Annotated in this window: 19 protein-coding genes, 1 other RNA gene and 1 pseudogene; 3 read left to right on the forward strand and 18 right to left on the reverse strand. The window is 70.6% G+C overall.

The features are described 5' to 3' along the window. Positions 1–97: 97 nt before the first annotated feature. The 9 genes from ftsZ to ACXJKQ_RS06450 form a co-directional block, all read right to left on the reverse strand. Positions 98–1,846, reverse strand: coding sequence for a cell division protein FtsZ (gene ftsZ, locus ACXJKQ_RS06410; RefSeq protein ID WP_457104929.1), 1,749 nt, complete (start codon positions 1,844–1,846; stop codon positions 98–100). Positions 1,847–1,938: 92 nt separating this feature from the next. Then, entirely contained in the window at positions 1,939–3,261 is a 1,323-nt protein-coding gene (ftsA, locus tag ACXJKQ_RS06415) for a cell division protein FtsA (RefSeq protein WP_457104930.1), read from the reverse strand. A 52-nt stretch (positions 3,262–3,313) separates the two neighbouring features. Continuing rightward, complete coding sequence (locus tag ACXJKQ_RS06420) at positions 3,314–4,267, reverse strand: cell division protein FtsQ/DivIB (RefSeq protein WP_457104931.1); 954 nt, start codon at positions 4,265–4,267, stop codon at positions 3,314–3,316. Continuing rightward, the gene (locus ACXJKQ_RS06425; protein ID WP_457104932.1) at positions 4,234–5,157 is read right to left on the reverse strand and encodes a D-alanine--D-alanine ligase; all 924 of its coding nucleotides are present in this window, start codon (positions 5,155–5,157) and stop codon (positions 4,234–4,236) included. Before ACXJKQ_RS06425 ends, ACXJKQ_RS06420 begins: the two co-directional genes overlap by 34 nt. Before the next feature lie 112 nt (positions 5,158–5,269). Next, a complete protein-coding gene (murB, locus tag ACXJKQ_RS06430) occupies positions 5,270–6,196 on the reverse strand; it encodes a UDP-N-acetylmuramate dehydrogenase (RefSeq protein WP_457104933.1) in 927 nt (308 codons plus the stop codon). Then, positions 6,193–6,792 carry an endonuclease domain-containing protein gene (locus ACXJKQ_RS06435; RefSeq protein ID WP_457104934.1) on the reverse strand — a complete coding sequence of 200 codons (600 nt, stop codon included), beginning with the start codon at positions 6,790–6,792 and terminating at the stop codon, positions 6,193–6,195. The genes murB and ACXJKQ_RS06435 overlap by 4 nt, the downstream gene beginning before the upstream one ends. A 4-nt stretch (positions 6,793–6,796) precedes the next feature. Beyond that, the gene (gene murC / locus ACXJKQ_RS06440; protein WP_457104935.1) at positions 6,797–8,203 is read right to left on the reverse strand and encodes a UDP-N-acetylmuramate--L-alanine ligase; all 1,407 of its coding nucleotides are present in this window, start codon (positions 8,201–8,203) and stop codon (positions 6,797–6,799) included. A gap of 48 nt (positions 8,204–8,251) precedes the next feature. After that, on the reverse strand, positions 8,252–9,361 hold the full coding sequence (gene murG, locus ACXJKQ_RS06445) for an undecaprenyldiphospho-muramoylpentapeptide beta-N-acetylglucosaminyltransferase (RefSeq protein ID WP_457104936.1): 1,110 nt from the start codon (positions 9,359–9,361) through the stop codon (positions 8,252–8,254). Next, positions 9,358–10,524: an FtsW/RodA/SpoVE family cell cycle protein gene (locus ACXJKQ_RS06450; RefSeq protein WP_457104937.1), complete on the reverse strand. Its 1,167-nt coding sequence runs from the start codon at positions 10,522–10,524 to the stop codon at positions 9,358–9,360. The genes murG and ACXJKQ_RS06450 overlap by 4 nt, the downstream gene beginning before the upstream one ends. A gap of 281 nt (positions 10,525–10,805) precedes the next feature. On the opposite strand from ACXJKQ_RS06450, the gene ACXJKQ_RS06455 reads away from it, so the two are divergent. Next, a complete protein-coding gene (locus tag ACXJKQ_RS06455) occupies positions 10,806–12,281 on the forward strand; it encodes a methyl-accepting chemotaxis protein (protein ID WP_457104938.1) in 1,476 nt (491 codons plus the stop codon). 13 nt (positions 12,282–12,294) lie between these two features. Here the strand turns inward: ACXJKQ_RS06455 and murD are convergent, their stop codons facing one another. The 9 genes from murD to ACXJKQ_RS06500 all read right to left on the reverse strand — a co-directional run bounded on the left by murD (position 12,295) and on the right by ACXJKQ_RS06500 (position 22,652). Further along, the gene (gene murD / locus ACXJKQ_RS06460; RefSeq protein ID WP_457104939.1) at positions 12,295–13,659 is read right to left on the reverse strand and encodes a UDP-N-acetylmuramoyl-L-alanine--D-glutamate ligase; all 1,365 of its coding nucleotides are present in this window, start codon (positions 13,657–13,659) and stop codon (positions 12,295–12,297) included. A gap of 204 nt (positions 13,660–13,863) precedes the next feature. Beyond that, positions 13,864–14,949, reverse strand: a complete 1,086-nt coding sequence (gene mraY / locus ACXJKQ_RS06465; protein ID WP_457104940.1) for a phospho-N-acetylmuramoyl-pentapeptide-transferase — start codon at positions 14,947–14,949, stop codon at positions 13,864–13,866. A 77-nt stretch (positions 14,950–15,026) separates the two neighbouring features. Beyond that, the gene (locus ACXJKQ_RS06470) at positions 15,027–16,475 is read right to left on the reverse strand and encodes a UDP-N-acetylmuramoylalanyl-D-glutamyl-2,6-diaminopimelate--D-alanyl-D-alanine ligase (RefSeq protein ID WP_457104941.1); all 1,449 of its coding nucleotides are present in this window, start codon (positions 16,473–16,475) and stop codon (positions 15,027–15,029) included. A gap of 19 nt (positions 16,476–16,494) precedes the next feature. After that, positions 16,495–17,952, reverse strand: coding sequence for a UDP-N-acetylmuramoyl-L-alanyl-D-glutamate--2,6-diaminopimelate ligase (locus tag ACXJKQ_RS06475; protein WP_457104942.1), 1,458 nt, complete (start codon positions 17,950–17,952; stop codon positions 16,495–16,497). Positions 17,953–17,962: 10 nt separating this feature from the next. Further along, the gene (locus ACXJKQ_RS06480) at positions 17,963–19,852 is read right to left on the reverse strand and encodes a peptidoglycan D,D-transpeptidase FtsI family protein (protein ID WP_457104943.1); all 1,890 of its coding nucleotides are present in this window, start codon (positions 19,850–19,852) and stop codon (positions 17,963–17,965) included. 6 nt (positions 19,853–19,858) lie between these two features. Beyond that, positions 19,859–20,272 (reverse strand): cell division protein FtsL, encoded by a 414-nt coding sequence (ftsL, locus tag ACXJKQ_RS06485; protein ID WP_012319332.1) that lies wholly within the window; start codon positions 20,270–20,272, stop codon positions 19,859–19,861. Beyond that, a complete protein-coding gene (gene rsmH / locus ACXJKQ_RS06490) occupies positions 20,269–21,336 on the reverse strand; it encodes a 16S rRNA (cytosine(1402)-N(4))-methyltransferase RsmH (protein WP_457104944.1) in 1,068 nt (355 codons plus the stop codon). The genes ftsL and rsmH overlap by 4 nt, the downstream gene beginning before the upstream one ends. A gap of 427 nt (positions 21,337–21,763) precedes the next feature. Continuing rightward, positions 21,764–22,160, reverse strand: an RNA gene (gene rnpB, locus ACXJKQ_RS06495) — RNase P RNA component class A. 51 nt (positions 22,161–22,211) lie between these two features. Next, complete coding sequence (locus tag ACXJKQ_RS06500) at positions 22,212–22,652, reverse strand: VOC family protein (protein ID WP_457104945.1); 441 nt, start codon at positions 22,650–22,652, stop codon at positions 22,212–22,214. Between the two features lie 351 nt (positions 22,653–23,003). Between ACXJKQ_RS06500 and ACXJKQ_RS06505 the strand changes: the two are divergent. Continuing rightward, positions 23,004–23,216: pseudogene (locus ACXJKQ_RS06505) on the forward strand (MBL fold metallo-hydrolase); the annotation flags it as partial. A 118-nt stretch (positions 23,217–23,334) separates the two neighbouring features. Further along, positions 23,335–23,715: a Crp/Fnr family transcriptional regulator gene (locus ACXJKQ_RS06510; protein ID WP_457104946.1), complete on the forward strand. Its 381-nt coding sequence runs from the start codon at positions 23,335–23,337 to the stop codon at positions 23,713–23,715. Positions 23,716–23,725 lie beyond the last annotated feature (10 nt).

The raw sequence follows: 23,725 nt of genomic DNA on the forward strand, positions 1-23,725 counted from the left end.
CCCAGCGAAGCGACTTAACAACCAAGGGTTGCCTTGCTGCAGCGCGAAGGGCCGGCGGTGTCCCGCCGGCCCCCGTGGCGTCCGCGACGCGGACGGTTCAGTTCGCCTGACGGCGCAGGAAGGCCGGGATTTCGAGCTGATCGTCATCCATCATCCGCGACTGCGGGGCGATCCGACCCTGCGGGTCGAGACCGCCCTGCGCCGGACGGTATTGCGGGACCGCGGGCGCGGCCGGCGCACGCGGGGCCGCCGGCGCGTGGGCCTGGGTCACCTGGGGCTGATGCATGTGCGGCTGCGGGGCGACGGGGGCCGCAGCCCGGGGGGCCGGGGCGCTACCCTCCATCTCCTCGCGGCGGCCGCCGAAGCCGACGGTGGCGAGCCGGCGCAGCAGCGACGTCCGCTTGGATTCCGGGGCGGCCTCCTCGGCAGCGCGGTTCGCCATGATCTGCGTCTGGGCGATCGGCGGCAGCTCGTGGATCTGCGGCATCCGCGGGGCGCGGGCGAGGGGCGTCCCCGTCGGGGCGACGGGACGCGGCGGCACGAACGGACCGGCCTGATAGCTCGGTGCGGTCTCGGCCGGCTGCGGCGCCGGTGCCGGGACGAACGGCGCGGCGGCGCGCGGCTGGGCCGGCGCCAGCACGACGTCGTCGCGGGTGACCGGCGCGGCGTCGAGGCGGTTCTCGATCCGCGGCTCGGAGTGCGGCTGCGGCGCCGGGGCCGAAGCGACGCTCGGCGCCGGGGCGACCGACTCGGTGCGGATGCTCGGAACCGGCGAAGCGGCGCGCGAGCGGGCCTCGGCGCGCAGGCGCTCGGCAACCTCGGCGATGCGCTGCTCGGTCTCGGCGATGGCCGGGTTGTTCGGCGAATTGGCCGAGATCAGCAGCGGCTCGATGCCGGTGGCGACCACCGAGACGCGGATGATGCCGTCGAGGCTCTCGTCGAAGGTGGCGCCCAGGATGATGTTGGCGTCCTGATCGACCTCCTCGCGGATTCGGGTGGCGGCCTCGTCGAGCTCGTACAGGGTCAGGTCCGAGCCGCCGGTGATCGAGATCAGCAGGCCGCGGGCGCCCTTCATGGAGACGTCGTCGAGGAGCGGGTTGGCGATGGCCGCCTCGGCGGCGCGGTTGGCGCGCTTCTCGCCGGAGGCCTCGCCGGTGCCCATCATGGCCTTGCCCATGCCGCGCATGATCGCCCGCACGTCGGCGAAGTCGAGGTTGATGAGACCCTCCTTCACCATCAGGTCGGTGATGCAGGCGACGCCCGAGTAGAGCACCTGGTCGGCCATCGCGAAGGCGTCCGCGAAGGTGGTCTTCTCGTTGGCGACCCGGAACAGGTTCTGGTTCGGGATCACGATCAGGGTGTCGACGGCGGCCTGAAGCTCCTGGATGCCGAACTCGGCGGTGCGCATGCGGCGCATGCCCTCGAACTGGAACGGCTTCGTCACGACGCCGACCGTCAGGATGCCCATGTCGCGGGCGGCGCGGGCGATGACCGGGGCGGCGCCGGTGCCGGTACCACCGCCCATGCCGGCGGTGATGAAGCACATGTGGGCGCCCGAGAGCTGGTCGCGGATCTCGTCGATCACCTCGTCGGCGGCGGCCGAGCCGACCTCCGGGTGGGAGCCGGCACCGAGGCCCTGCGTGACGCCGAGGCCCATCTGGATCACGCGCTCGGCCTTCGAGGAGGTGAGCGCCTGCGCGTCGGTGTTGGCCACGACGAACTCGCAGCCGAGCAGGCCCGATTCGATCATGTTGTTGACGGCGTTACCGCCGGCGCCACCGACGCCGAAGACGGTGATGCGGGGCTTCAGTTCCCGGATGTCCGGCGCCTGGAGGGTGATGGCCATGGTGTCGAGCCTCTCGCTAACTGTGCTGTCCGTGCGACGCCTGAGCGCCGGATTCTCTTCGACCCGCCCGACCACCCGGGCGGGCGCGAAACCTAGAAGCTGTCCCGGAGCCAGCGGCCGACCCGGTTCAGGTAGTTGTCGGTTCCGGTCGCCGCGAAGGCGCCGTGCCCCCGCGGCTCGAAATGCTCGGCATGGGCGACCTGCGGGTAGACCAGCAGGCCGACCGCCGCCGAGAAGGCCGGACCCTTGGCGGCTTCCGGCAGACCCCGGATGCCGAGGGGCCGCCCGATCCGCACCTGACCCTGGAGGACGCGACGGGCGACCTCGGGCAGACCGACGAGCTGACTGGCGCCGCCGGTGAGGACCACGCGCCGCCCGGCCTGGGCGGCGAAGCCCGCGTCCCGCAGGCGGTCGCGGACCAGCTCGACCACCTCCTCGACCCGCGGCTTGATGATCCGCACGAGTTGCGAGCGCGGGATGTGGGCCGGGGCCTCGCCCTCGTCCTCGCCGACCCCGTGGACCGCGATCATGTCGCGGTCGTCGGAGGGGGTGGAGAGGGCCGAGCCGTAGAGGGTCTTCAGCCGCTCGGCCGCCGCCATGCGCGTGGAGAGCCCGCGGGCGATGTCCATGGTGACGTGGTGGCCGCCGACTGCCAGGGCGTCGACGTGGACGAGATGGCCGCCGGAGAACACGCCGACGCTGGTCGTGCCGCCGCCCATGTCGACGACGCAGACGCCCATCTCGGCCTCGTCGTCGACCAGCGCCGAGAGCCCGGCCGCGTACGGCGTGGCGATCACCGCCTCGACTCCGAGGTGGCAATGCTCCACCGCCAGCATGACGTTGCGGGCCGCCGCCAGCTCGCTGGTGACCACGTGCAGATCGACGCTGAGCGCCTCGCCGATCATGCCCGACGGGTCGATGACGGCGCCCTGCCCGTCCAGGGCGTAGCCGGTGGGCAGGGCGTGCAGCACGGCCCGGCCGGGGCTGACGCCGTGGGCGCTCGCGGTCTCGAGCACCCGCTCGACGTCGCTGCCCGTGACGGTCCCCGAGCGCACGTTCACCCGCGCCTGGAAATGCTGGGAGGCCAGACGCCCGCCCGACATGTTGACGATGACCGACTGGACCTCGACCTTGGCCATCCGCTCGGCCGCGTGCACGGCCTGGCGGATCGCCCCCTCGGCGGCCGCGAGATCGACGATGGCGCCGCCCTTCAGCCCCAGCGAGCGCTGGTGGCCGATGCCGATGATGCGCGCGAGATGCGTGCGGCCGCGGAGGGTCGAGAGCGCCTCGGCGGGCTGCAGCTCGGCGATCAGGCAGACCACCTTGCTCGTGCCGATATCGAGCACCGAGAGGGTGGTCGAACGCCGGGCGGAGAGCGGCTTCAAGCGCGGCGTGAGGCCGTGTTGGCTGTGCATTGACGCTACCGGACGCGGGAGGCGGGACGGGCGGAGATCGTGGTCGAGGTCATCAGCTGGCCGCGCCCTTCTTCTTCGCCTTCTGGGCTTCCGCACGGGCCGCGGCGGCCTCCTCGGTCAGGCGCACAACGAGGCGGTCCCGCATGCGCAGGTCCACCGCGATGATGTCCTTCTCCAGAAGGCCGGCCTCGCGCTCGAACCGGACGAGGCGGGCGAGCGCCGCGGCCGGATCGACCTCGGGCAGGCGCACATCGATGCCGTCGAACTTGAGGGTCCAGCGCCGGCCGGACACGTAGGTGCCGGCCTTGATCCGCTCGGCGAGCGGACCGGCGGCGGCGACGAGGGCGAGATATTCCGGAAGCTTGGTGTTGGCTTCGTCGCCGACCACGAGGGGGAGGCTGGCGTAGCGGTCGTCCCGCATGGCGTCGATGACGGTGCCGTCGGCGGCGATCACGCTGATCTCGCCGTTCTTCTGCCAGAGGGCCGCGGGCTCGCGCTCCACCTGGGTGATGGCGATCTCGTTGGGATAGATCTTCCGGACGGAGGCCTGGGCGATCAGCGGCACGCGGAGCAGCCGCTCGCGCACGTCGTTGAYGTCCAGGAACGGAACCGAGGAGCGCCAGTCGATCCCGGCGGCGGCCAGGACTTCGCGCTCGTACATCCGGGAGATGCCAGAGATGGTCACGCGCTCGACGCCGAAGCCGGCGACGCGCGCGGCGATGTCCAGGGGACGACCCTGCTCGGCCACGAAGGCGTCGTAGCGGCCGCTCGCCACGAAGCCGGCGAGCGCCACGACAGCGCAGGATACCGATACCCCGACCGCCCCGACGCCACGGGGCAGGCGCTCGATCAGCCGTTGAGCCGGGCGAGACCGGCGCACCGAGAGGGAGCGCGACGGCAGGCGGCCGGTGATCCGACCCAGCACGGCGCCGACGAGGCGCGCGGGACCGGTCCGGCCGGCGGCGTCGCCGCTCAGCGATTCAGGGAAGCGTCCTCCACCATCCATCGGACGAGCTCACCGAAACTCAGGCCCGCATGGGCCGCCATCTCTGGCACAAGGCTCGTCTGGGTCATGCCGGGTTGCGTGTTGACCTCCAGCACGACGAGCAGACCGGTTCCACCCGGTGTGTCGTCGAATCGAAGGTCGGCACGGCTGACGCCCCGGCAGCCCAGTGCTTGATGCGCCGTTAACGACAGTTCTTGGACACGCTGGTAAACATTTGGTTTAAGTTCGGCCGGCAGCACGTGAACCGACCCCCCCGGGGCGTATTTGGCGTCGTAGTCGTACCAATCCCCCGTCGCGGCCTTCACCTCGATCACGCCGAGGGCTCTGTCACCCATCACCCCGCAGGTGAGCTCGCGGCCGGCTATGTAAGGTTCCACAAGGACTTGCTCGCCGAAGGTCCAGTCGTCGGAGCCGAGGATCTGGGGCGGGTGCGAGCGGCCGTCACGCACGATGATCACACCCACCGATGAGCCCTCGGCGATGGGTTTCACCACGTAGGGTGGCGGCAGGGGGTGTGTCCTGGCGGCCTCACGACGGTTAACGATCCGGCCCTCCGGCACGTCGACGCCGGCCGCGCGCATGACGGTCTTCGCCTGCTCCTTGTTCATGGCCAGAGCCGAAGCGAGGACGCCGGAATGGGTGTAGGGGATCTTGAGGATCTCCAGCAGTCCCTGGATCGTGCCGTCCTCGCCGTCCGGGCCGTGCAGCGCATTGAAGGCCACGTCCGGCTTGAGCGCGGTGAGCACCGACGCGACGTCCGGACCGACATCGACCCGGGTCACACGGAAGCCCTCGCTTTCAAGGGCGTCGGCGCAGGCCTTGCCGGAGTTGAGCGAGACTTCGCGCTCGGCGGAGGTGCCGCCCAGCAGGACGGCGACGTGCTTGGACATCAGGGCACCTCAAATAGGTCGGCTTCAAACAGAATCTGGATGCACCCGGACGCTCGCCCGTGGCCGCCGAGCATCGTGTCGCGGCCGCATCAGCGTGTCGGGAACGCCCTTCTCACGGCGCCCCGGCCGCCGATCCGATCCGCCGGATCTCCCAGCGCAGGGCGATCCCGCTGGTCTCGCGAACGCGCCGGCGAACCTCCTCGCCGAGCCCCTCGATGTCGGCCGCGGTCGCGGTGCCGGTGTTGATCAGGAAGTTGCAGTGCATCTCGCTGACCTGCGCGCCGCCCCGGGTCAGGCCGCGGCAGCCGGCCGCGTCGATGAGCTGCCACGCCTTGCCGCCCTCGGGGTTGGCGAAGGTCGAGCCGCCGGTGCGCTCGCGGATCGGCTGGGCCGCCTCGCGGGCGGCCGTGACCCGCTCCATCTCGGCCTCGATGGCGGCCCGGTCTCCGGGCCTGCCCCGGAACAGGGCGCGCGTGAAGATCACGTCCTCCGGAGCGTCCGAATGCCGGTAGGAGAAGCCCATCGCGGCGTGGCTGTAGGTGCGCAGTGCGCCGCGCCTGTCGATGCCGCGGGCCTCCACCAGCACGTCGGTGGTCTCGCCGCCATGGGCGCCGGCATTCATCCGCAGGGCGCCGCCGATCGAGCCCGGGATGCCGCGATAGAAGGCGAGCCCGTCGAGACCGGCCTCGGCCGCCGCCTTGGCGAGGCGCATGTCGGGAACCGCGGTGCCGACGGTCAGCGTGTCGCCGTCGATCGCGATGCTGCCGAAGGCCTTGCCGCCGAGGCGGATCACGACGCCCGGCACGCCGCCGTCGCGCACGATCAGATTCGAGCCGAGCCCGATCACGGTCACGGGCACGTCCGGATCCAGGGCGGCGAGGAGGCGGGCGAGATCCTCCTCGTCGGCTGGGGTGAACAGGACCTCGGCCGGTCCGCCGACCCGGAACCACGTGAGGTCGGCGAGCGGCTGGTCGGCGAGGAGGCGCCCGCGGAGGTCGGGCGCGGCGGCGCGGATGCGGTCGTGGAGGGATGTGGTCATTTGTGGTTCTCCCCTCTCCCCGCAGGCGGGGAGAGGGATGCGACGACCACGGATCTCGGGCTTGCCCGAGATCCGATCTTCGTTGCCCAAGTCGGGCAAGCCCGACTTGGGATGTCGTCGCATCGAGGCGGCAGCCGAGGGTGAGGGGGCGGCTCCGGATATGACTCGACCGGAGCCGCCCCCTCACCTTCGCCCTTCGGGCTCGCCGCGCCGACGACAGGGTCGTCGCGGCCCTCTCCCCGCGCGCGGGGAGAGGGGGGAAGCGCGGCCAGGATGGTGTCCAAGACACCGACGATGTTGTTCACGATCTCAGCGTTCCAGAACCGCAGGACGCGATAACCCTGCGTGGCCAGCCACGCGTCACGAACGCGATCATGCTCACTGTCGGCATGCTGGCCGCCGTCGAGTTCTATGATCAGTCGAAGATCTCGGCAGCAGAAATCCGCGACGTATCGGCCGATCGACTCCTGGCGGACGAACTTGAAACCGGCCAGACGCCGGTCGCGCAAGCGATACCAGAGGCGGCGCTCCGCCTCGGTTTGCGTCTCGCGCAAGCGCCGCCGGAAACGGGCTCGTTCCGGCTCGGCTTCGCGCATCCCCTCACCGCCCCCGCGCGGCGAGTTCGTCCGGCAGCGCATAGGCCCACTGGGTGATCGTGCCGGCACCGAGGAGCACCACGTAGTCGCCCGGCTTTGCGAGGTCCGCGATGATCCCGGCGAGTTCCTCAGGCCTTTCCAGCGCCCGGGCGTCGCGGTGGCCGCGGGAGCGCAGGCCGGCGACGAGACTGTCGCGGTCGAAGCCCTCGATCGGCTGCTCGCCCGCGGCGTAGACCGGCGCGACGATGACCGTGTCGGCATCGTTGAAGCAGGTGCAGAAATCGTCGAACAGCGATTGCAGCCGCGTGTAGCGGTGCGGCTGCACGATGGCGATCACGCCGTGCTCGGTGGAGGCGCGGGCCGCCTTGAGCACCGCCTTGATCTCCACCGGATGGTGTCCGTAATCGTCGTAGATCGTGGCGCCGTTCCACTCGCCGGTGCGCGTGAACCGCCGCTTCACGCCGCCGAAGCTGGCGAGCGCATTGCGGATCGCCTCGGGCTTCACGCCGAGTTCGTGCGCGACGGCGAGCGCCGCGGTGGCGTTCAGCGCGTTGTGCTTGCCGGGCATCGGCAGCACGAGATCCTCCATCTCCATCCGGTAGCCCGGCCGGCGATCCCGGATCATCACCCGGAAGCGGCTCTGGCCGCCGCGCAGGTCTACGTCGATCAGGCGCACGTCGGCCTGCGGGTTCTCGCCGTAGGTGATGATCCGCCGGTCCTCGATGTGGCCGACGAGATCCTGCACCACCGGGTGGTCTATGCACATCACCGCGAAGCCGTAGAACGGGATGTTGTCGATGAAGCGCCGGAACGCGTCCTTGATGGCGTCGAACGAGCCGAAATGGTCGAGATGCTCCGGGTCGATGTTGGTGACGATCGCCACGTCGGCCGGCAGCTTCAGGAAGGTGCCGTCCGACTCGTCGGCCTCCACCACCATCCACTCGCCCGCGCCCATCCGGGCGTTGGTGCCGTAGGCGTTGATGATGCCGCCGTTGATCACAGTGGGGTCGAGGTTGCCGGCGTCGAGCAGGGTCGCGACCAGCGAGGTCGTCGTGGTCTTGCCGTGCGTGCCCGCGATGGCCACGCAGGACTTGAAGCGCATCAGCTCGGCCAGCATCTCGGCCCGCCGCACCACCGGCAACCGGCGCTCGCGGGCGGACTGCAACTCGGGATTGTCGCGCTGGATCGCCGTCGAGACCACGACCAGAGCGGCTTCCGCCACGTTGTCGGCGTTGTGGCCCACGAAGGTGCGCATGCCCTTCTCGGCGAGACGGCGGACATTGGCGTTGTCGGACGCGTCCGAGCCCTGCACCGTGTAGCCGAGGTTGTGCATCACCTCGGCGATGCCGGACATGCCGATGCCGCCGATGCCGATGAAGTGGATGGGGCCGAGCTTGTCGGGCAGCTTCATGGGTCGAACCGTCTGGTGGCGGGATCGCCGGTGCGAGAGCCCTAAGGATCAGGTGCGGGCGGCCGTCTCGACGACGACCTCGGCCAGCCGCTCGGCGGCGTCGTGGATGCCGGCGCTTCTGGCCGCATCGGCCGCCGCGGTCAATTTTGCCGGCGTCGCGAAGCAGGCGGTGAGTTCCGCGGCGAGGCGTTCCGGCGTGAAATCGGATTGCTTCACGGCTCGGGCGGCGCCGATGGCGTCGAGGGTCGCGGCATTGGCGGCCTGGTCCTGATCGAGGGAGCCGGGCAGCGGCACGAGGATCGCCGGGCGGCCGATCGCCGCCAGCTCCGAGACCGTCGAGGCGCCCGAGCGCGAGACCACGAGGTGGCTCGCGGCCATGCGGGCCGGCAGGTCCTTGAAGAACGGCGCGGCCTCGATGCCGGCGAGCCCCATGGCGAGGTAGCGGTTTTGCACCGCCGTCAGATCCTCGGGCCGAACCTGCTGGACGAGGTGGAGCCGGGCGCGCAGCGCGGCGGGCAGCCGGGCGATCGCCTCGGGCACGACCTCGCCCATGACCCGGGCGCCCTGGCTGCCGCCGAACACCAGGAGCCGCAGGACGGCGTCCGGACCGAAGGCCGGATACGGGACCTTCGCCGCCTCGATGACCGCCGGGCGGAGCGGGTTGCCGGTGTGGATGCGCGGGGCCTTGGCCTTGTCGGGTACGCCGCGCACGACCTTGAAGCCGGTGGCGATGGTGCGTGCGCCCCGCGCCAGGAAGGCGTTGGCCCGGCCCATCACGGCGTTCTGCTCGTGCAGCACCGTCGGCACGCGCAGGAGCTGGCCGGCGAGCACCGGCGGCACGGTCGGGTAGCCGCCGAATCCCACGATGGCGGCCGGGTTGATCCGGCGGATTTCCTTCGCGGCGACGCCGAAGCCGCGTCCGAGCGTCAGCACGGCGCTCGCGCGCTGGAGCGGCGAGCGGCCGGACGGGGTCGCCGACGCGATGGTCACCACCTCGGAGGCCGGAAATTCGGAGGCGATCGCGTCGACCCGGGCGTCGGTGGCGAGCGCCACACGGATTCCGCGGGCGCGGAGGGCGTGTGCGAGGCTCTCGGCCGGGAACAGGTGCCCGCCGGTGCCGCCTGCGCAGAGCAAGATCGTGGGGGTGAAGACGGTCACCGCATCACCCCGGCGACGGTGGCCGGCGCGGTACCGGGGGGCTTCTGGCTGAGCATGACGGTCCGGGGGCGCTTGCGGGTCAGGGCGACGAGGAAGCCGGTGCCGAGCGCCAGGGAAATCAGCGACGAGCCGCCGTAGGAGACGAACGGCAGCGTCATGCCTTTGGCGGGCATCAACTGCGTGTTCACCGCCATGTTGATGGCGGCCTGGAGGCCGAACAGCGTGGTCAGGCCGGTGATAGCCAGCCGCGAGAAGGTGTCGTCGGTGCGCCGGGCGAGCTTGAGGCCGCGCAGCACGATGAACGCGAACAGGGCCACAAGGCACAGGCAGACGATCACGCCGAACTCCTCGCCGGTGACCGAGAAGATGAAGTCGGTATGCGCATCCGGCAGGTGGCGCTTGGCCACCCCCTCCCCCGGGCCGGTGCCGAACCAGCCGCCCGAGCGGAAGGATTCCCGGGACCAGAAATCCTGGAAGCCGCCGCCCGAATCCCGGTCGAGGAACTTGTTGAAGCGCTCACGCACGTGGTGGAAGAACAGGTAGGCAGCGAACACACCTCCGAGGCCGAGCACGCCGAGAACGGCCACCCAGATCAGGTGGAGGCCGGCCACGAAGAACAGCGCGCACCACACCATGGTTATCAGCATGGTCTGGCCGAAATCGGGCTGGAGCAGCAATGGCACGATGGTGATCGGCAGGAGCAGCAGCGCCAGGATGCCGCCGGGCATGTCGCGGCGTTGGGCGCCCTCCGAGAACGCCCAGGCGGCCACCACCACGAAGGCCGGCTTCACGAATTCCGACGGCTGCAGGCCGAAGGAGCCGAACTGGATCCAGCGGTGCGCGCCCTTGATCTCCGGTCCGAACTTGCCGGCGAGAAGGCAGAGCGCCACGCCGCAGATCCAGGTGACCAGGGCGAGCCGGCGGATGCCGCGCAGCGACAGGAACGAGACCGCGCAGATCAGCAGGATGGTCGGCGCGAGGTACATCGCCTGCCGGTTGAGGAAGTAGAAGGTCGGCAGGCCGATCCGCTCGGCCACCGGCGGACCGCCGCCCATGAGGAAGACGAGGCCGGCCACCATCAGCGCGAACAGCGCCGCGAGCAGCCCGCGGTCGACGGTCCACCACCAGTCGGTCAGGGGGGTGCGTTCCGCGCGTGACATCATGCCGGGCAACGACTCCAGGCCGCGCGAATGCCGATCCGCGCGGGTCGGGCCGGATCCTGTGCAGGAATGGTAAACGGAGCCTTATGCGTCCCGCACCCCGGCGCTCCGATCAGGCACGGGTCCGCAGCGGCAGCTCAGTATTGGTCGATGCAATACTGGTATAAAGATACTCCATATTAATCTTCTCAGTGCAACTCTCGGATGTACCCCGGCGGAGCGGGGCGGGGCGCCCGGCAAGCGGCGTCGCCGCCCCCGATCCGCCCAGCGGAAGCCGACGCGCCATGTTTTCTGCCCTGAACGTCCGCGAAGCGCATGCCAAGCTTGCGGCCCTCGACCGGGTCCAGGGCGTGATCGAGTTCGACCTCACCGGCAAGATCCTCTCGGCGAACCGCAATTTCCTCGACGTGGTCGGGTACACGCTTCCCGAAATCGTCGGCCAGCACCACAGCCTGTTCATGGATCCGGTCCAGCGCGACTCGCAGGAATACCGGACCTTCTGGGAGCGCCTGAGATCCGGCGCTTTCGAAACCGGTCAGTTCCAGCGGATGGGCCGCGGCGGACGTCCGATCTGGATCCAGGCCTCCTACAACCCGATGCTGGATGCACGCGGTCGGCCCTACAAGGTGGTGAAGTTCGCAACCGACATCACCCGGCAGCGGACCGAGGAGGCCGACCGTGCCGGCCAGATCGCGGCGATCCATAAGGCGCAGGCGGTGATCGCCTTCGACCTCGACGGGACCGTGATCGAGGTGAACGACAATTTCCTGGCCGCGGTGGGCTACGCCCGCGACGAGGTGGTCGGAAAGCACCACAGCCTGTTCGTCGAGCCCGCCTATCGCGAGAGCGAGGCCTACCGGGCGTTCTGGGCGGCGCTGCGGAACGGCACCTATCAGGCGGCCCAGTTCCGGCGCCTGGGCAAGGGCGGCCGCGAGGTCTGGATCCAGGCTTCCTACAATCCGATCCTCGACGCGGCTGGGCGGCCCTACAAGGTTGTGAAGTTCGCCACCGACATCAGCGACCAGGTCCGCCTCTTGGCCGACCTGCGGACGCTCATCGACAAGAACTTCGGCGAGATCGAACACGCGGTTGGGCACTCGACCAAGGCGGCCTCCCTGGCCTCCTCGGCGGCCGACTCGACCTCCGGCAATGTCCAGACCGTCGCTGCTGCGGCGGAGGAACTGGCCGCCTCCGTGGCCGAGATGTCCCAGAGCATCGTGCGTTCGCAAAGCGCCACCGACACCGCCTACGCCTGTGTCCAGGAGGCGGACGGCCACACCAAACGACTGGCCGACACCGCCACGGCCATGACCGGCATCGTCGGGCTGATCCAGAACATCGCCGGCCAGATCAACCTCCTGGCCCTCAACGCCACGATCGAGGCCGCCCGCGCCGGCGAGGCGGGCCGCGGCTTCGCGGTCGTCGCCTCCGAGGTCAAGGCCCTGGCCGATCAGGCCGCCCGCGCCACCGGTCAGATCAACGGCGAGATCGCCAGCATCCAGCGCGTCTCGCAGGAGGTCGTGGGGGCGCTCGGCTCGATCGGCGCTTCCGTCTCGGTCATGCGCGAGACCGTCGTGGCCACGGCCGCGGCCATCGAGGAACAGAGCGCGGTGACCCGCGACCTCGCCGAGAGCATGCAGAGCGCGGCGGGTGCCGTCACGGCGATCACCGGCAATATCGGGGCGATCGTTCAGTCGGTGGCCGAGGTCTCGCAGGCGGTCGATACCACCCGCGATGCCGCGAAGGTGCTGGCGCGCTGAGGCGGGAAGCGATTCAGGGGAGCGCCTGCACCAGCTCCCGGAAGCGGTTGCCGCGGATCTCGAAGTTCCGGAACTGATCGTACGAGGCGCAGGCGGGGGACAGAAGCACCACCGGTTCCGGTGCGCCCGAGGCGGCCGCGTTCTCGGCGGCCTTCGGGACCGCGACCTCCAGGGTCTCGCAGCGGGTATAGGGCACGGCACCCTCCAGGGTCGCCGCGAAGGCGTCGGAGGCCGCGCCGATCAGGTAGGCGTGGGCGACCCGCTCGAAATACGGCACCAGCGGGAAGATCCCGCCCTCCTTGGCCTTGCCGCCGAGGATCCAGTGGATGTCCCGGAAGGCGGTGAGCGCCTTCTCGGTCGAATCCGCATTGGTCGCCTTCGAATCGTTGACGAACAGCACGGGACCCCGCCGCCCGACCTCCTCCATCCGGTGCGGCAGACCGGGGAAGGCCGTCAGACCGGCCTGGATCTGCTCCTGCGACAGGCCGAGGGCGCGGGCCACCGCCACCGCCACCGCGGCGTTCTGCCAGTTATGCGCCCCGCGGAGCGAGCCGATGCCGTTGACGTCCGCCAGCGCCGTGCCGTCGGCATCCCGGACGATGCCGTCGCGCACGGTGAGCGCGTCGGTGCACAGCACCTCGCCGTGGGGCACGTGGACGCGCACGAGGTCGGTCCCGCGCCGCTCGGCGATCGCCCGGCTCGGGCCGTCGTCGACGCCGACCACGGCGAGGGCCGCCCCGCGGATCAGTCGCTCCTTGATCGCCGCGTACTGCTCCATGGTGCCGTGGCGGTCGAGATGGTCGGGGGTGACGTTCATCAGCACGCCGACGCTCGGATCGAGGCTCGGCGTCAGGTCGATCTGGAACGACGACATCTCGATCACGTGGACGCGGTCGGCCGCGGGCGGCTCCAGAGACAGGATCGCGGTGCCGATATTGCCGCCCATCTGCACGTCGCGTCCCGCCTGGCTGAGGACGTGGGCGATGAGGGCCGTCGTGGTCGACTTGCCGTTGGTCCCGGTGATCGCCACGAACGGCGCCCCCGGGGCGTGCGCCCGCCGCTCCCGGCAGAACAGCTCGATGTCGCCGATGATCGCCACGCCCGCGTCCCGGGCGAGTCGGACGCTCCAATGCGGCTCGGGATGCGTGAGCGGTACGCCCGGGCTGAGCACCAGCGCGGCGAAGCCCGACCAGTCGGCCTCGCGCAGGTCCTGGGTCTCGATCCCGGCCTCCCGTGCCCGGGCGAGGCTATCGGCGTTGTCGTCCCAGGCCCACACGCCCGCGCCGCCCGCCTTCAACGCCAGCGCCGTGGCGAGTCCGGAGCCGCCGAGTCCGAACAGGGCGACGGTGCGGTCGGCGAAGGTCGTGATCGGTGTCATGCGGAACTCTGGATGCGGCAGGACCCGGCCGATCCTACCCGCGCCCTCACCCCCAGGTGTCCGCATCGGCGGACATCGACGGAGGGTTCCAGAAATCGCGGGGCCGGCTGGAAGCCTCCTTCGAGGCACCCGCTTCGCGGCTGCACCTCAGGATGAGGGCGAGCGTGGGATCGCCCACTCGGATCGCCCCTCTAGCACATATTTTCAGCGCAGCTTCAGCGTCGCCAGACCGGCCATCGCCAGGATCACCGCGATGATCCAGAACCGGATCACGACCTGCGGCTCCTTCCAGCCCTTCTGCTCGAAATGGTGGTGGATCGGCGCCATGCGGAAGACGCGCTTGCCCGTGAGCTTGAACGAGGCGACCTGGATGATCACCGACATCATCTCGAGCACGAACAGGCCGCCGACGATCGCCAGGACGATTTCGTGCTTCGTCGCCACCGCAATCGAGCCCAGCAGGCCGCCGAGAGCCAGGGAGCCGGTATCGCCCATAAAGATCTGGGCCGGCGGCGCGTTGAACCAGAGGAAGCCGAGGCCTGCGCCGATCACCGCGCCGCAGACCACGGCGAGTTCGCCGGTATCGCGGACGTAGTTCACCTGCAGATAGCTGGCGGTGAACGAGTTGCCGACGAGATAGGCGATGAACCCGAAGGTGCCGCAGGCGATCATCACCGGAACGATCGCCAGTCCGTCCAGTCCGTCGGTCATGTTGACGGAGTTGCCGGCCCCGACGATCACGAAGGCGCCGAACAGGGGGTAGAACCAGCCGAGGTTCAGGAGCGCGTCCTTGAACACCGGGAAGGCGAGCTGGTTCTGGAGCGTAGCCGGCGAGTAGACCGCGATGGTCACGCAGGCCGCCAAGGCGATCAACGCCTCCAGGGCGAGGCGGAACTTGCCGGAGAAGCCCTTATGCGACTGCTTCGTGACCTTGAGGTAATCGTCGTAGAAGCCGATCGCGCCGAAGCCGAGCGTCACCGTGAGCGTCACCCACACGTAGTGGTTGCGTGGATTGGCCCAAAGCAGGATCGCCACGACAGCGCCGGCCAGGATCATCAGGCCGCCCATGGTCGGCGTGCCGCGCTTGGTCAGAAGATGGGTCTGCGGCCCGTCCTCGCGGATCGGCTGGCCCTTGCCCTGGCGGAGCCGCAGCAGGGAGATGATCCAGGGTCCGAACCAGAACACGAACAGGCCCGCCGTGAACAGCGCGCCGCCGGTGCGGAAGGTGATGTAGCGGAAGACGTTGAGCGGCGTGAAGGCGCTGCTCAGGTCCGAGAGAAGGTACAGCATCCGGGCGCTCGGCCCCCTTGTTCAGGCTCAGGTTTCGGGGGTCGGCGCCGGTCGCGCCGAAGGCGCGGGCGTGCCGGTCATGGGACGGCCTCGGTCCGCCGGGTCGGATCGACCGCGTAGCGGGCTTTCAGCGCCTCGACAATCCGGCCCATGCGGCTGCCGTTCGAACCCTTCACCATCACGACATCGCCGGACCGAAGGTTCCGGACGAGCGATTCGAGCAGGTCCGCGGCGGTGTCGGCCACCGCACCGCGGCGGCTCACCGGCAGGGCCTCGAACAGGTGGCGCATCAGCGGACCAGCCGTGAAGACGAGGTCGATCCGGGCCGCCTCGATCGCCTCCGCGAGGCCGCGATGCAGGTCGGCCGCGGCGGCGCCGAGTTCCAGCATGTCGCCCAGCACCGCGATGCGGCGGCCGCGGGGGCCGGTCTCGATCCCCGCGAGGGTCGCCAGCGCCGCCCGGACCGCGACGGGATTGGCGTTGTAGCTCTCGTCCACGAGGTAGGCGGGTCCGCCGCCGATCTCGAGGGCGGTGCGCTCGCCCCGCCCCGCCGGCGGCGTCAGTCCGCCCAGCGACAGGGCGGCGCGGGCGAGGTCGGCGCCGAGGCTGTGGACCACCGCCATGACGCCGAGCGAGTTCAGCGCCGCGTGCCGGCCGGCCGTGCCGAGCTTGTAGGTGACGGGCTGGCCCATCACCACCGCGTCGATCACCGACAGGTCGGGGCGGAGCACGATCTTCAGGGCGCGCACGTCGGAATCCGGATGCTCGCCGAAGGTCACCACCCGTCCCGCCGGGGAGGCCTGCGCGTGGGCCGCGAGCCGGTCGAAATGCTGGACGTCGCGATTGAGGATCGCGATGCCGCCGGGCTGGAGCCCGGAGAAGATCTCGCCCTTGGCGTCCGCGATGGCGGCGAGCGAGGCGAAATGCTCGATATGGGCGGGCGCGATCGTGGTGATCAGCGCGATGTCGGGCCGGACCTGGGCGGTCAGCGGCACGATCTCGGCACCGTGGTTCATGCCGATCTCGAACACGCCGTAGCGCGTGGTGCGCGGCATCCGCGCCAGGGTCAGCGGCACGCCCCAGTGATTGTTGTAGGAGGCCGCCGAGGCGTGGGTTTCGCCCTGCTCGGCCAGGACGTGGCGCAAGGCCTCCTTGGTCCCGGTCTTGCCGACCGAACCGGTGACTGCCGCGACCTGCGCGCGCGTCCGGGTGCGGGCGGCGGCACCGAGGCGCACCATCGCGGTGAGCACCGGGTCGGCGCTCGCCTCGGGCACCGCCAGGACGGGGCCGTGCGACGCGAGCTCCGCGGCGCGGGTTGCGCCCACCACGGCGGCCCCGGCCCCGCGCTTCAGGGCGTCGGGGACGAAGTCGTGGCCGTCGCGGGTGTCGCCGCGGATCGCGAAGAACAGGTCGCCGGGCTGGAGCGTGCGCGTGTCGATCGAGGCACCGCCGATGGCGCGCTCCGCGCCGGTCAGGCGGCCGCCCGTCGCGGATTCCAGCTCCTCCCGCGTCCAGAGTGCGGTCATGGTCGGTCCCCCGTCGCCCTCAGGCCGCCGCGGCGATCGCGGCACGCAGGACTGCGTGGTCCGAGAACGGCAGCGTCCGATCCCCCACGATCTGGCCGGTTTCATGGCCCTTGCCGGCCACGACCAGCACGTCGCCCGGTCCCAGCCGGCCGACAGCGCTCTGAATCGCTTCGGAGCGGTCGCCGATCTCCTCCGCGCCCGGCGCCGCGTCGAGGATCGCCCGGCGGATGGCGGCGGGATCCTCGGTGCGCGGGTTGTCGTCGGTGACGATGACGAGATCGGCGAGCCGCTGCGCGATGGCCCCCATCAGCGGCCGCTTGCCGCGGTCGCGGTCGCCCCCGCAGCCGAACACCACGATCAGCCGGCCCGATGCGAACGGACGCAGCGCCGCGAGCACGCTCTCCAGGGCCTCGGGCTTGTGGGCGTAGTCGACGAGGCAGAGCCCGCCCCGAGCCTCGCCGATCCGCTCCATGCGGCCGGGGACGCCGGTGAGATGGTCGAGGGCCGCGAACACGCCGTCGGGATCGGCGGCGCCTGCCGGCGTGGCCAGGGCGAGGCCGGCCGCCACCAGGGCGTTCTCGACCTGGAACTCCCCGACGAGGGGCAGGCGCAGATCCCGGGCGCGGCCCTCGAACAGGAGGTGCACCGCCTGCGCGAAGCCCTCCGTCCGGACGGATTCGACGCGCAGCTCCCGGCCGCCCCGCCCGACCGTGCGGACCGGGCGTCCTGCGCCTTCGGCCACGGCGATCACCCGCTCGGCATAGGCGCCGTCGGCATTGACGATCGCCGGACAGCCCGGCGGCAGCAGGTCGGTGAACAGGCGCAGCTTGGCCGCAAGGTACTCCTCGATGCTCGCGTGGTAGTCGAGATGGTCCCGGCCGAGATTGGTGAAGCCCGCCGCGTCGAGGCGCACGCCGTCGAGGCGCCGCTGCTCGATCCCGTGGGACGAGGCCTCCATGGCGAGGTCGGTGACGCCCTCGGCGGCGAGACGCGCCAGCGTCCGGTGCAGCGATACCGGGTCGGGGGTGGTCAGCGAGCCGTATTGCGCGCCGCGGTTCGTGACGATCCCGACGGTGCCGAGGCTCGCGGCGTCCCGCCCGAGGCGCGCCAGGATCTGGCGCACGAAGTCGGCCACCGAACTCTTGCCGGCAGTGCCGGTGACGGCCACCACGGTCCCGGGCTGCGCGCCCGCGAGGCGGGCGGCGGCCAGCGCCAGGGCGCGGCGCGCGTCGGCGACCGGGATCCAGGCGACCGCGTCGGGCAGGTCGGCGGGCCGCGTCCCCTCCCCGGCCACCGCGGCGGCGCCGCGCTGGGCCGCCTGGGCGGCGAAGCGGCGCCCGTCCGCCTTGGTGCCCGGCACGGCCACGAACACGGTGCCGGTGGCGACCTGGCGGCTGTCGGCCGTCAGGTCCGAGACCGTCAGGTCCCCGGCCGGGCCGGGGGCCTCGGGGAAGAGGTCGGCGAGCCGCATGCTCATGCCGCCACCATCACGGGCCGCCGAGCTGGTTGATGTGGTAGGCGTTGAGCTTGACCATCTGCGGGAACGGCCTCACCGGCGGCTCGAATTGCGGCGGCAGGCCCAGGATCGGCGCCACGCGCTCAATCACCTTGCCGGTGACCACGCCGGAATTCCAGGCCGCCGTGGCGTAGCCGCCGGATTCGGGCAGGCCCTGCGGCTCGTCCATGATCGTGACGAACAGGTACTTCGGGTCGTTCATCGGCGCCGCCGCCATGAAGGTCGTGAACAGGCGGTTGTGAATGTAGCGGCCGCCGATCACCTTCTCGGCCGTGCCGGTCTTGCCGCCGACGAAGTAGTACGGGATCGCCGCCTTCTTGGCCGAGCCCTCGGAGGCGTTGAGGCGCATGATGTACCGCATTGCCTCGGAGGTCTGGGCCGACAGGACATGCGTGCTGCGGGCCTTGTCGTCGGGATTGGCCTTCAGGAAGGTCGGAGTGATCAGGTCGCCGCCGTTGGCGATGGCCGCCACCGCCATCGCCGCCTGGATCGGCGCCACCGCGATGCCGTGTCCGAACGCGATGGTGATGGTGTTGATCTCGGTCCAGCGGGACGGGACGATTGGCGCCGCGCTCTCCGGAAGCTCGGTGCGCAGCCGGTCGAGCAGGCCCATCTTCTTCAGGAAGGCCTTGTGGCCGGGCACGCCCACGCCCAACGCCATCTTGGCCGAGCCGATGTTCGACGAATGCGTGAACACCTCCGGCATGGTGATGACCCGGTTGGTGCCGTGGTACTCGTGGATCTTCTGCCGGCCCCAGTTCAGCACGCCGCCGCGGGTGTCGAAGGTCGAGTTGACGTTGTACTTGCCGGAATCGAGCGCCATGGCCAGCGTCATCGCCTTGAAGGTCGAGCCCATCTCGTAGACGCCGACATTCATGCGGTTGATGCGGTCGGGCGACAGCGCGTCCTTCGGATCGTTCGGGTCGAAATCCGGCATGGAGACCAGGGCGATGACCTCGCCGGTCTTCACGTCGAGGATCATCGAGGCGCCGGCCTTGGCCTTGAAGTGATCGATGCCCCAGGCCAGCTCGTCGCGCACGGCGAATTGCGCGCGCAGGTCGAGGGACAACTGCACGGGCTTCAGGTCGGCCTGCTTGTTGATCAGCCCGAAGCTGTTGAGCGCCTGAAGGCCGGTGGAATCGATGTACTTCTCCATGCCGGCGATGCCGACACCGTCGAGGTTCGTCGCGCCCAGGATGTGGGCGGCGGCGACGCCGTTCGGATAGACCCGCTTGTGGTCGGGCAGGAAGCCGATGCCGGGGATGCCGAGCCGATGGACCTCGGCCTGCTGCTTCGGGGTCAGCTCGCGCTTCACCCAGACGAAACCCGCGCCCTTCTTGTCCTTGCGCTGGGTGAGCTTGGCGCGCAGCTCGGAAGCGTTGAGTTCCGGCAGGACCGCGGTGAGCAGCTCCACCGCCTCGTCCTTGTCGTAGATGTTGCCGGGCTCGGCGAAGACCGAGACCGTGCGGATGTCGGTGGCCAGGATCTCGCCGTTGCGGTCGACGATGTCGGGCCGGAAGGCGGTCGAGGACGCGGCCGCGACCCGGTGCTCCTGGCTGGGCGGCTCCCCGAAGATCGCCATCATCAGGAGCTTGGCGGAGATCGTCCCGAAGACGCCCACGAAGACGAGGCCGACCAGCGCGACCCGCATGTGCGAGCGCTCGATGGCCAGCCGGAACATGCTGCGCAGGAACGCCTTGGCGCGCTCGGCAGGGGGCACCGGCGCGCGGGCCTCCTCCTCGAGGAGACGCGGCGCGCCCGCGGCATGCGCGAGCGCGGCGGCCTCGAGAAGCGCGGCCTCGTGGTCGGCGACGGCGGGCTCGACCGCCGGGTCTAGGGTCTGGTCGGCGTCATCGGACACGGGAGACTACCTCGAAGCCGTCGTCGGGGTGCGGGTCGTGGTCACGGTGCGGGTGATCGAGCCGGTGGTGCGCGGCTCGATCGCGCCCTTGTCCTTGGGCGTCGCCGTGGCGGCGAGCAGGCGGCCGATCTCGTCGCCGCGCTCCGGCCGGGCGGGCAGGTCGGAGAGACGCGCGAGGTGGCTGGTGCCGATCGGCTCCAGGGCGAGGTGCTTGTCCACGGCCGCCTGGAGGCGATCGGGCCGGGTGAGCAGCTGCCACTCGGCCCGGAGCACGGCGATGGCCTGCCGCTCCTTGTGCAGGGCCGTCTGGAGCTTCGACACCTGGCCGCCCTGGTAGAGCGTGTCGTACTTGATCGAGTAGGCGTAGATCGCCGACGCGACGAGGCCGGCCACGGCCAGGAGATTGAGCAGGCGGATCATCGGCGATGGCCCCCGCGGGCGGTATCCGGCAGGCTCGCCAGGGCGGTCAGCGCCGCCAGCGGCTCCGGGACGTCGGATTCGGTGCGCTCGGCGGCCCGGAGCTTGGCCGACCGCGCGCGCGGGTTGCGGGCGGTCTCGGCGTCGCCCGGCAGGACCGGACCCTTCGTCACGAGACGGAAGCTTCGGACGGTCTCGACCGGACCCCCGGGCAGATGGCGTGAGCCCTGCGCGGAGCGGCCGCTTCGCGCGGCGAAGAACTGCTTGACGATCCGATCCTCGAGGGAGTGGAACGTCACCACCGCGAGCCGGCCGCCGGGCCTGAGCGCACGCTCGGCCGCGTGGAGGGCGCGGACCAGTTCGCCGAGTTCGTCGTTCACGGCGATGCGCAGGCCCTGGAAGGTCCGCGTCGCCGGATGGATGTGGCTGCCGGGCTCCACCCGCACCACGCCGGCCACCAGCTCGGCGAGCTGCGCGGTGGTCTCGATCCGTCCGCGGCGGCGGGCTTCCAGGATGGTCCGCGCCACCGCGCGCGAGCGCCGCTCCTCGCCGTAATGGTAGATGATGTCGGCAAGCACGGTCTCGTCGGCCTCGTTCACGAGGTCCGAAGCGCTCGGGCCGGCGTTGCCCATGCGCATGTCGAGGGGGCCGTCGTTGCGGAACGAGAAGCCGCGCTCCGGCGCGTCGAGCTGCATCGACGAGACGCCGATATCGAGGACCACCCGGTCGACCTGCCCGATGCCCGCGTCTGCCAGGAGGGTGTCGAGGTCGCCGAACCGGCCGGCCAGCAGATGCAGGCGTCCTCCGGCCTCCGCGACCAGCCTCTGACCGGCCGCGATCGCCGTGGGGTCGCGGTCGATCGCCACCACCTGCAGGGCCGGGTCCGCCGCCAGCAAGGCGCGCGTGTAGCCGCCGGCGCCGAAGGTGCCGTCGACCGCGACACCGCCGGCGGTGTCCAGCGCGGCGACGACCTCCTCCAGGAGGACGGGCAGATGCGGCTGGGCGGGCGCTTCGGGGGCGTTCCCGTGCCGGGTCGCGCGCTCGGGTGATGGACGACGCCGGATCATGGACGCCTCGCCGAGGCGGTGCGGCGCCGCTCGGGATGGCGGGCGGAGTGTCGGCGCGCCCCGGAAATCCGGTCGCGGATGCGGCTCGTGCGTCTCATGGTGCCCTGTGCCGGACCGCGCGAGCGCGGCGCGCGTGACGGGAACGGCACCGGATGCGGAGCGCGCAACACGCCGCGCACGGACGGAACCTGCACTGAGGCAGGGTGCGCCCGGCGATCCGATACACGCCGTTGACGGGAGGATGCCGGGTATCATGGGCCTCGGAGGATCGTCAACGCACGAGCGTGGCGCTGCCGCGCGGACCGATCTGACCCCGGCAAGGTTAACCGAAGGTTTTTGCCGCGCCGGAATCTTCAGGCGGTCGCGCGACTCCGCACGCTTGGCGCGGGGCCGCTAAGGCTTTGACCGGGATAGGCTTATCGGGTGGTGGATCAGCCGGCCTATAAGCCGGGTTCTGTAGGGCCGGCGCGCATGCGCGCCGACGTGGCGGCCATTCCTCTGGGACGGTCGTTGCCGACCGCCTCGAGCAACCAACCCGGACGACTGGCCTGGAGAGCCGGCCTGCCCCTCTCGCGAAGGGCGCGCCGCCCCTATTCGGTCTTGCTCCCGGTGGGGTTTGCCGTGCCGTCCGCGTTGCCGCGTCCGCGGTGCGCTCTTACCGCACCCTTTCACCCTGACCCCGGACGCATCCGGGGCGGTCTGCTTTCTGTGGCACTGTCCCTGGGGTCGCCCCCGCCGGACGTTATCCGGCACCGTCTCTCCATGGAGCCCGGACTTTCCTCCCCGGACGCTGACGCGTCCGGAGCGGCCGCCCGGCCGGCTGATCCGCGGGCAGATGCGCCCGCCGGGCCGTCCGGGTCAAGGGCGCGGACCCGCTACCAGGTGCCGGTGTTCTCCATGGAGGTCCACGGCTCCTGCGGCTCCTTGGCGCCGCCCTTCTGCAGGATCTCGATGGAGATCCCGTCCGGTGACTTCACGAAGGCCATGTAGCCGTCGCGCGGTGGCCGGTTGATGGTGACGCCCTTCTCCTGCAGGCGCGTGCAGAAGGCGTAGATGTCGTCCACCTGATAGGCGAGATGGCCGAAGTTGCGGCCGCCCCCGTAGGTCTCGGGGTCCCAGTTGTAGGTGAGTTCGACGAGGGGCGATTTCGTCGCCGTCGCGCGTTCGACGTCGCCGGGCGCGGCCAGGAACACGAGAGTGAAGCGGCCCTTCTCGTTCTCGACCCGGCGGACCTCCTTCAGTCCGAACGTGTCGACGTAGAAGGCCAGGGCGCGGTCGAGATCGGCGACCCGGACCATGGTGTGCAGAAATTCCATAATGGCGCTATCCCATTGTCATCAGTAAATTTTTGTCGGTTCTGGCAAGACACTGACACGAACTTGCTTGCCGGGCGTCCGGCTGCGGCCGCTGGGTGATCGCCGCGGTAGCTAGCGTTCGATTGGGCGGCGAGTAGGCCATATACAAGCAGCCGCATCGCTTCAGGCTCCCGAATGGAACCGTTTGGCAGGCGTGCTGGCTACGGCTGCCACAAGGACAACGTCTGTCCGGACCTCGGCTGACCGCATCAGAAACGAAGGATCTCCGCCTCAAGCCCTGGCCGGTCGCGCAGCTGCAGGCTCAGCCCGCTCCGGCGCGACGCCCTGCTCGCCCATATCGAGCGGGAAGGCTACGCGGTGGGCCACACCCTAGCCTCCATCGCCTACCGGGTCGGCGACGCCGCCTTCATCCACGATACCCTGTTCATGCCCGACAGCGGTTCGGCGCGGGCCGACTTCCCGGGCGACAGCGGGCACGCGCTCCGGCGCAGCATCCGCACAAGTCCGGCACGGCCGGTGAAAAACGCAACGCGCGCCGGACGATCAGCCCGTCGTCATGGTCGGGGACGACGCCAGCCATGACGGATGCCCAGGAAGTCGAGCGCTGGATCGACCGGTTTCCGCTTTTCCAAGGGCTGAGCCCGGCGCTCCTCAGATCGCCCGGGGAACCGTTCACATCCCGATGCTGGAGGCGTGGGCGACCACCTGCGAACTGGACGGCGCGTGCACCAACGACCCGATGTACCGGGAGGGACGCACGCGCATCTTCCGCTGCGTCGTCATGGACGACGACACGCGCCTGGTGTCCGTCCTGTTCACGCTGATCGACGAAGTCGCGTTCGCACCGCTGAAGCAGCGCCTCGCGCAACGCCTGCTCGCCGAGACCGATCCGCACGGCGTCGCAGCCGTCACCCATCAGAAGCGCGCAGACGACATCGGCAGCGTTCGCGAGGTCGTGAGCCGCATTCTGGGGCAATGGGCCGAGGCGGGTCTGATCGAGCTCCGTCGGGGCGCTGTCGAGATAGTTGACCGTGCCAGCTTGGAGGTCTCGGGCCGGCGGTGACATGCGGCGT

Source organism: Methylobacterium sp. P5_C11 (assembly GCF_054049775.1).

Bases quoted from the DNA above. Each gene is read 5' to 3' on its own strand.
- ACXJKQ_RS06450 (WP_457104937.1), bottom strand. From the start codon at position 10,524: ATGATGTCACGCGCGGAACGCACCCCCCTGACCGACTGGTGGTGGACC.
- ftsL (WP_012319332.1), bottom strand. From the start codon at position 20,272: ATGATCCGCCTGCTCAATCTCCTGGCCGTGGCCGGCCTCGTCGCGTCG.
- murC (WP_457104935.1), bottom strand. From the start codon at position 8,203: ATGAAGCTGCCCGACAAGCTCGGCCCCATCCACTTCATCGGCATCGGC.
- ACXJKQ_RS06475 (WP_457104942.1), bottom strand. From the start codon at position 17,952: ATGAGCATGCGGCTCGCCGACCTCTTCCCCGAGGCCCCCGGCCCGGCC.
- ACXJKQ_RS06470 (WP_457104941.1), bottom strand. From the start codon at position 16,475: ATGACCGCACTCTGGACGCGGGAGGAGCTGGAATCCGCGACGGGCGGC.
- murD (WP_457104939.1), bottom strand. From the start codon at position 13,659: ATGACACCGATCACGACCTTCGCCGACCGCACCGTCGCCCTGTTCGGA.
- rsmH (WP_457104944.1), bottom strand. From the start codon at position 21,336: ATGATCCGGCGTCGTCCATCACCCGAGCGCGCGACCCGGCACGGGAAC.
- ACXJKQ_RS06435 (WP_457104934.1), bottom strand. From the start codon at position 6,792: ATGCGCGAAGCCGAGCCGGAACGAGCCCGTTTCCGGCGGCGCTTGCGC.
- ACXJKQ_RS06510 (WP_457104946.1), top strand. From the start codon at position 23,335: ATGCTGGAGGCGTGGGCGACCACCTGCGAACTGGACGGCGCGTGCACC.
- ACXJKQ_RS06425 (WP_457104932.1), bottom strand. From the start codon at position 5,157: ATGTCCAAGCACGTCGCCGTCCTGCTGGGCGGCACCTCCGCCGAGCGC.
- ftsZ (WP_457104929.1), bottom strand. From the start codon at position 1,846: ATGGCCATCACCCTCCAGGCGCCGGACATCCGGGAACTGAAGCCCCGC.
- murB (WP_457104933.1), bottom strand. From the start codon at position 6,196: ATGACCACATCCCTCCACGACCGCATCCGCGCCGCCGCGCCCGACCTC.
- ACXJKQ_RS06455 (WP_457104938.1), top strand. From the start codon at position 10,806: ATGTTTTCTGCCCTGAACGTCCGCGAAGCGCATGCCAAGCTTGCGGCC.
- ftsA (WP_457104930.1), bottom strand. From the start codon at position 3,261: ATGCACAGCCAACACGGCCTCACGCCGCGCTTGAAGCCGCTCTCCGCC.
- ACXJKQ_RS06500 (WP_457104945.1), bottom strand. From the start codon at position 22,652: ATGGAATTTCTGCACACCATGGTCCGGGTCGCCGATCTCGACCGCGCC.
- mraY (WP_457104940.1), bottom strand. From the start codon at position 14,949: ATGCTGTACCTTCTCTCGGACCTGAGCAGCGCCTTCACGCCGCTCAAC.